The organism is Mycobacterium sp. ABE4_509 (genome assembly GCF_056160785.1).
Window position 1 is genome coordinate 21941 of the sequence record NZ_JBSWXU010000062.1, and the last position, 6479, is coordinate 28419.

The window sequence follows — 6479 nt, forward strand, 5'->3', positions numbered from 1 at the left end:
CAACAAGAACAACCGTCCCGGTCCTACCTGATACGGGGGCCGGCCCCATTTAGGAGACAGTCGCAATGCCCAAACCCACCAAGGGTCCTCGCCTCGGCGGGTCGTCCTCGCATCAGAAGGCGCTGCTGGCCAATCTGGCCACCTCGCTGTTCGAGCACGGCCGGATCAAGACCACCGAGCCGAAGGCGCGGGCGCTGCGGCCCTACGCGGAGAAGCTCATCACCCATGCCAAGAAGGGCACGCTGCACAACCGGCGTGAGGTGATGAAGAAGATCCGCGACAAGGACGTCGTGCACATCCTGTTCGCCGAGATCGGCCCGTTCTTCTCCGACCGCAACGGCGGCTACACCCGCATCGTCAAGGTCGAGAACCGCAAGGGCGACAACGCCCCGATGGCGGTCATCGAGCTGGTGCGGGAGAAGACGGTGACGTCCGAGGCCGATCGGGCCCGCCGGGTGGCTTCGTCCAAGCCGGCGGCTGCTGCGGCCGCGCCGGCCGACGAGGCCTCGGCCGAGGAGCAGACAGCTGCCGACGAGGCCGAGGAAGCCGACGAGGCTCTGGCCGACGCGCAGACCGCCGAGGCCGAGGAGGCTGTCGCCGAGGAGACGGCCGAGGCAGCCGACGAGGATGACAAGAAGTCCTAGCGACGACGCTGTGAACGAACCCGCCATCGACAACGGTGGCGGGTTCGTTTGTCTTTCCTCGCGTGCGGTCCGCCTGCGTCTCGACATCGCCTACGACGGAACGGACTTCGCCGGCTGGGCCAGCCAGGCCGGGCAGCGTACGGTGGCCGGGGCCATCGACGAGGCGCTGTCGACGGTGTTCCGCACGCCGGTGGTCACCCGGGCGGCCGGGCGCACCGACTCCGGGGTGCACGCCACCGGCCAGGTCGCCCATGTCGACGTTCCCGCCGAGGCGCTGCCCCACGCCTATCCGCGCTCCGCGCGGCCGGGAGAGGGTGAGTTCGACCCGCTGGTGCGCCGGCTGGCCAAGATGCTCGCCGAGGACGTTCGGGTGCGGGCGGTCTCGCGGGCCGCGCCCGGGTTCGATGCCCGGTTCTCGGCGCTGCGCCGGCACTACAGCTATCTGCTGACCACCGCCCGTCACGGCGTGGAGCCGCGGGAAGCCCGTTTCGTGACGCCGTGGCCGCGGCCGCTGGACGTCGAGGCGATGGCGGCCGCAGCCCGGGAACTGCTGGGGCTGCACGATTTCGCGGCGTTCTGCCGGCATCGTGACGGTGCCACCACGATCCGGCACCTGCAGCGCCTGCAGGTCACGACCGACGGGGACCGGATCACGGTCGGCGTCAGCGCCGATGCGTTCTGCTGGAACATGGTTCGTTCGCTGGTCGGGGCGCTGCTCGCGGTCGGGGAGGGCCGTCGCGACACCGCCTGGTGCACTGCGCTGCTCACCGCGACACGGCGTTCCAGCGACTTCGCCGCGGCGCCGGCGCGGGGCCTGACGCTGGTGGGTGTGGACTATCCGCCCGACGACGAGCTGATCGAGCGCAACCTGGTGACACGGGACCTGCGGTCGGCCGACGAGGTCGGTTGACCCCTCTCAGAGCCGGCCGGCGACGAAGTCGGCAGCCTGGTTGACCATGCCGGCGTTGATGTAGGCCGGGGCCAGATGAGCGGGCCAGTAGTCCTCCCAGTTCTCCGGGGAGGTCGGGTTGCAGATCGGATCGTCGCCGTGGCACAGCTCGATGATCCGTTCGCCGAGAGCGGGGTTGGTGAAACTCGCGATCGGGCCGACCCACTGGCTGCCGTTACCGAACAGCGCCACCGCGGCGATGTGCTGGTCGGCGCCCGGCGGCAGCGGGTGCTTGAACCCGAACCCGGCGATCGGTACCGCGACGACGACGTCGGTGACGGCCGCGCCCAACGAGTAGCCGCCGAGCACCAGCCGGGTGGCGGGGCAGTTGGCGACCATGTACTGGATGCGTTGGCTCATGTCGTTGGCGCCGATGTCGATCTCGGAGTCGGCGGGGTAGTTCACCGAATACAGGTCGATGTCCATCCCGGTCTTCTGGCGCAACGCGCTGATCAGCGCGTTGCCGATCTGCCCGGCGCCCGGTGGTTCGACGCGGCCGCGGGCGAAGATCAGCTCGGCCTGCGGGCACGCTTGGGCCGACGCGGCCGGGGCGAACACCGCGGCAGCCGGCAGCAGCATGGCGACAGCCAGGAACAGCGCCCGGCACCGCCGGGTCAGCGAAGCGCTCACCTGCCCGATACTAACGGCGGAGCCGAAACCCGGGTAGGTGGTCAGATGCGCCCCGCGGCGAACCCTGCGGCCGGGCCGATGAACTCCGGGGTCTCGTAGCGGGTGTGGGCGAACGGGTTGCGACCGTTCGAGCAGATCGGATCGCCGTCGGCGCACAGGTCGATCGCTTTGCCGGCGAAGGACCCGGCCGCCGACACCGGGTTTCCGAACTTGGTCGAGGGATTGCCGAAGACCGCGACGGCGGCGACGTTTCCGTTCAGGCTGCCGGCCAGCGGTGGGGCGGACCCGAGGTCGCCGATGCGGTTGCCCAGCGGCGGGACCCCGGCGAGCATGTCGACCACCGCGGCGCCCTGCGAGTAGCCGCCGAGCACGATGCGGGTTCCGGGGCACTGCTGGGCCATCGCGGCGATGTGGTTGGCGGCGTCGTTGGCCCCGTCGGCGGACTTGAGGAAGTCGTAGGTCGCGGCGTAGTTGACGCCGTAGGTGCCGACCGACCGACCGCCGAGCTGGGCGCGCAACGAGTCGGCGAGCGCCTGGCCCACCCGGCCGATGCCGGGCGGCTCGCTGGTGCCGCGGGCGAACACCACCTGGACGTCGGGGCAACCCTGCGCGGAGGCCGTCCCGGCGGGCGTGAAGATTGTGGCCGCCAGCGGGGCTACCGCGGCGGCGGCTGCCGCCAGGACGCGGCGGCCGAATCGGTCGGAAAGCACAAGATACGGTAACGCATGGCTGTGCGGTGACCGACCCGGCGAGCCCTCACACCCGGGCGGCGACGAACGACGCCGCCTGGTTGGTCAGCCCTGTGTTGACGTAGTTGCTGTGGGCCGGGATGCTGTCGCCGTCCGAGCAGATCGGGTCGCCGGCGTTGCACAGATCGATCGAGCGTGAACCCCAGATGGGGCTGACGGTCAGCGGCAGGCCCACCTTCGCCGTCGGGTTGCCGAACACCGCGATCGCGGCGATGAAGTCCGGGGCGTTCGGGGGCAGCGGGTTGTTGAAGCCCACCGCGGGGAACGGCACCGCGGCGATGACGTCGATGACCGCGGCGCCCTGGGAGTAGCCGCCGAGCACCAGCCGGGTGCCCGGGCAGTTGGCCATCATGAACTGGACCTGCCTGCTGGCGTCGTTGGCCCCGCCGGCGGCCTGCAGGAAGTCGAAGCTGGCCGGGTAGTTGACCGCGTAGGCGTTGACGGACCGGCCGCCGACCTTGCCGCGCAGCGAGTCGACGAAAGCCCCGCCGACCCGGCCCAGGCCGGGGGTGTCGTCGGTGCCGCGGGCGAAGATGACTTCGATGTCCGGGCAGCCCTGGGCCTGTGCGGGGGCGGCGGCTGGGCCGGCGACCAGCGTGGCAGCGGCGATGATCGCCGCTGCCAGCGTGGACAGTGTCCGGGTCAGGAGGCGGGTGGGGCGGGCGTCAAGATCAGGCGTCACCCTCCCGATGTTAGCCAGCCTTTCGAGTCGGTGCCCGAACTATCGGGACAGCTCGGCACTCGGGGCTTCCGGCCAGGTGACGGTGTGGTCGCCGATCTCTTCGCTGCGGTCGCCCTGGCGTGCCAGTGCGAGTCCGACCAGCACGATGGCGCCGCCGACGGCCTGGGTGGCGCTGATCGCCTCGCCCAGCAACAGCCACGCGAACAGCACGGCGAACATCACCTCGGACAGGCCCACCAGCGAGGCGAACCGGGGCCGCAGCTTGGCGATGCCGACGATGCCCAGCGTGTAGGCGATCGCGGTGGGGATCAGGCCGAGCGCGATGACGGGAACGACCCACGACGTGGTCACCCCGGCGATCACGGTGTCGTTGGCGGTGAAGGCCAGCGGCATCACGCCGGACAGGCCCAGCGCGGCTACGGCCGCGGCACCGACGATCAGGCCGCCGGCGGCCAGCGTGATCGGGTGCAGGCTGGCCTGACCGTCGGCACCCTGTGCCTGCGAGGTGTCCGACCAGAGGAAGTAGCACGCCGCGCAGACGGCGGCGGCCAGCCCGAACCCGACGCCGACGAGGTTGATGTCGGCGCCGGAGAATCCGTGCGGGCCGACGACCCCGAGGACGAGCATGATTCCGGCGACGGCGAGTGCGACCCCGCCGAGGGTCAGGTTGGTGGGCCGTCTGCGGGTGGTGGCCCACAACCAGCCGACCACCAGGATCGGGGCCAGATACTCGAGCAGCAGGGCGACTCCGACCGACAGGTGCGCGACGGCGTTGTAGTAGAACAGCTGTGCACCGGCGATCGGGACCAGCCCGTAGAGCACGACGGTGCGCGCGTGGGCGCGGGCCTCGGCGAGCCATCCCGGTCGCACGATGGAGGCGAAGACCGCCATGGCCAGCGCGCCGCCGGCAAGCCGGGCGGTCACTGCCGCGGTCGGGCTCCAGCCGGCCTCCATCAGTGATTTGGCGAACGGTCCGGAGGATCCGAAGGCGAACGCCGAGCCGATGGCGAAAAGTAGGCCCAACTGGAACTGGCGTGCGTGGCCGGCCGCAGCCGACGGCGTCGTTGCGGGGTGCGTGATCTTGGTAGCCATGGTTCCACCTCCAGAGAAAGGCCAGAGAGCGCGAGAGCGGGGATGTAAGGAGTAAAATGAACTTTGATCGTGACAGTACAGCCGGAGGAGGTCATGAGTCAAATGCTTTTCAATCATGACACCGACCTCACGCTGAAGGCCGTGAGTGTGCTCATCAACACCAACCGGGTCGACGGCGAACGCCTCGGTGACCTGGGCGAACTCGACGAGTATCTGGACACCTTCGGCTGGACCGGCCGCCGGGACCACGACGCCGCCGAACTGTCGGCAGTTCAGGCGCTCCGCGACCGCCTGGGGCGGATCTGGGACAACGCAGACGACGAGGCCCGCGCGGTCGGCCAGGTCAACGCACTGCTGTCGGACACCCGCGCCGCGCCCTGGCTGACCCGCCACCCCGAGATGCCCGAATGGCATCTGCACCTGGCCTCGATCCACGACCCGCTGTGGCAGCGGATGGGTGCCGAGATGGCGATGGCGCTGGCCGACGTGATCCGCTCCGGGGAGTTGCGCCGGCTCAAGGTGTGCGCGGCCCCCGACTGTGCGGCGGTGCTGGTCGACCTGTCGCGCAACCGCTCCGGAAAGTTCTGCGACACCGGCAACTGCGGCAACCGCCAGCACGTCGCCGCCTACCGGGAGCGCCGCTCCAACAAGTGATCCGGGCCCCTCCGGCACGCCGTTAGGCTCAGCGTGGAGGGATTGATGGCACGCCAACCGATGACGCGCCTGCAGGTCAGCGGGCATCGGTTCGTGGTGCGCCGGATGGAACACGCGTTGGTTCGCGGTGACCCCCGGATGCTCGACGATCCGCTTCGTGGCCAGTCGATCTCGCTGGTCGTCGGCGCTGCCCTGGCGGCCGTGGCCGTGGCACTCGGCGCGCTGCTGGCGGTGGTCCGGCCCGCCGGTGGAATCGGTGACGCTCAGGTCGTGATCGTCGAGGGCTCGGGCGCGATGTACGTCCGGATCGGCGAGCGGATGCACCCTGTCCTCAACCTCGCCTCTGCGCGGCTGATCGCCGGGGCGCCGGCTGAGCCCCGGAGCGTGGCCCCGCAGGCTCTCGCGCACGTCCAGCGCGGACCGCTGGTGGGGATACCCGGAGCGCCACAGCAGATTTCACCCCCGCTGACCGTCGAGGAGTCCAGCTGGACGGTCTGTGACGACACTCGTTCGGGCACCACGGCGATCGCCGGCCCGATCGCCGACGCGATGGTGGCCGACGGGCTCACTCTGCTGGTCACCCCGCGAGGCGGGAGCGCGGCCATCACCTATCTGATCTCGGACTCCCGACGCGCCCGGGTGGACCTGCGCCATCCCGCGGTGGCTCGCGCGCTGAGACTCGAAGGCGTTGCACCACAGCCGGTGTCACCGGTTCTACTGGCGGCCGTCCCGGAAGCGCCGGCCATCGTGCCGCCGCGTATCCCGGCTGGGCCGTCGGTGCTGCCCGGCTTTGCCGCCGGCACGGTCGTGCAGGTGCCGGGCGGGGAGGCCGGACTGTTCGTGCTGCTTGCCGACGGTGTGCAACGCATCGGCGAGGTCACCGCCGACCTCATCCGCTACACCGACGCCCGGGCCGGTGCAGACATCCCGGCCGTGCGCGCCGACCGGATCGGGGTACTGCCGGTCGTCGACACGCTGCCGGTGACCACCTTCCCGCAGCGGCCCGGCGTCACCGCCCAACCTGTGGTCTGCGCACAGTGGGACCCGGCCGCAGGGCGCACCGCCGTGCTCGCCGGCAC

Annotated in this window: 8 protein-coding genes; 4 read left to right on the forward strand and 4 right to left on the reverse strand. The window is 70.8% G+C overall.

All coding sequences use genetic code 11. The features are described 5' to 3' along the window. Positions 1-65 precede the first annotated feature (65 nt). Positions 66-644 (forward strand): 50S ribosomal protein L17, encoded by a 579-nt coding sequence (rplQ, locus tag ACXAID_RS14830; protein ID WP_475022967.1) that lies wholly within the window; start codon positions 66-68, stop codon positions 642-644. Then, positions 628-1554, forward strand: a complete 927-nt coding sequence (gene truA, locus ACXAID_RS14835) for a tRNA pseudouridine(38-40) synthase TruA (RefSeq protein WP_475022968.1) — start codon at positions 628-630, stop codon at positions 1552-1554. The genes rplQ and truA overlap by 17 nt, the downstream gene beginning before the upstream one ends. Before the next feature lie 6 nt (positions 1555-1560). Here the strand turns inward: truA and ACXAID_RS14840 are convergent, their stop codons facing one another. From ACXAID_RS14840 to ACXAID_RS14855, 4 genes are all read right to left on the reverse strand, one after another. Continuing rightward, a complete protein-coding gene (locus ACXAID_RS14840) occupies positions 1561-2172 on the reverse strand; it encodes a cutinase family protein (protein WP_475022974.1) in 612 nt (203 codons plus the stop codon). Between the two features lie 92 nt (positions 2173-2264). Continuing rightward, positions 2265-2933 carry a cutinase family protein gene (locus tag ACXAID_RS14845; RefSeq protein WP_421459194.1) on the reverse strand — a complete coding sequence of 223 codons (669 nt, stop codon included), beginning with the start codon at positions 2931-2933 and terminating at the stop codon, positions 2265-2267. Positions 2934-2979: 46 nt separating this feature from the next. After that, entirely contained in the window at positions 2980-3654 is a 675-nt protein-coding gene (locus ACXAID_RS14850) for a cutinase family protein (protein WP_475022969.1), read from the reverse strand. 39 nt (positions 3655-3693) lie between these two features. Then, positions 3694-4746 carry an EamA family transporter gene (locus tag ACXAID_RS14855; protein ID WP_475022970.1) on the reverse strand — a complete coding sequence of 351 codons (1053 nt, stop codon included), beginning with the start codon at positions 4744-4746 and terminating at the stop codon, positions 3694-3696. A gap of 102 nt (positions 4747-4848) precedes the next feature. Here ACXAID_RS14855 and ACXAID_RS14860 point away from each other — a divergent pair, with 102 nt between their 5' ends. Together ACXAID_RS14860 and eccB are read left to right on the forward strand one after the other, a co-directional pair. Next, positions 4849-5400 carry a CGNR zinc finger domain-containing protein gene (locus ACXAID_RS14860; protein WP_475022975.1) on the forward strand — a complete coding sequence of 184 codons (552 nt, stop codon included), beginning with the start codon at positions 4849-4851 and terminating at the stop codon, positions 5398-5400. A gap of 45 nt (positions 5401-5445) precedes the next feature. Then, positions 5446-6479, forward strand: a 1034-nt coding sequence (gene eccB, locus ACXAID_RS14865; protein ID WP_475022971.1) for a type VII secretion protein EccB, incomplete at its 3' end; no start/stop codon positions are given.

Bases quoted from the DNA above. Each gene is read 5' to 3' on its own strand.
- ACXAID_RS14860 (WP_475022975.1), top strand. From the start codon at position 4,849: ATGCTTTTCAATCATGACACCGACCTCACGCTGAAGGCCGTGAGTGTG.
- truA (WP_475022968.1), top strand. From the start codon at position 628: ATGACAAGAAGTCCTAGCGACGACGCTGTGAACGAACCCGCCATCGAC.
- rplQ (WP_475022967.1), top strand. From the start codon at position 66: ATGCCCAAACCCACCAAGGGTCCTCGCCTCGGCGGGTCGTCCTCGCAT.
- ACXAID_RS14855 (WP_475022970.1), bottom strand. From the start codon at position 4,746: ATGGCTACCAAGATCACGCACCCCGCAACGACGCCGTCGGCTGCGGCC.
- ACXAID_RS14840 (WP_475022974.1), bottom strand. From the start codon at position 2,172: ATGCTGCTGCCGGCTGCCGCGGTGTTCGCCCCGGCCGCGTCGGCCCAA.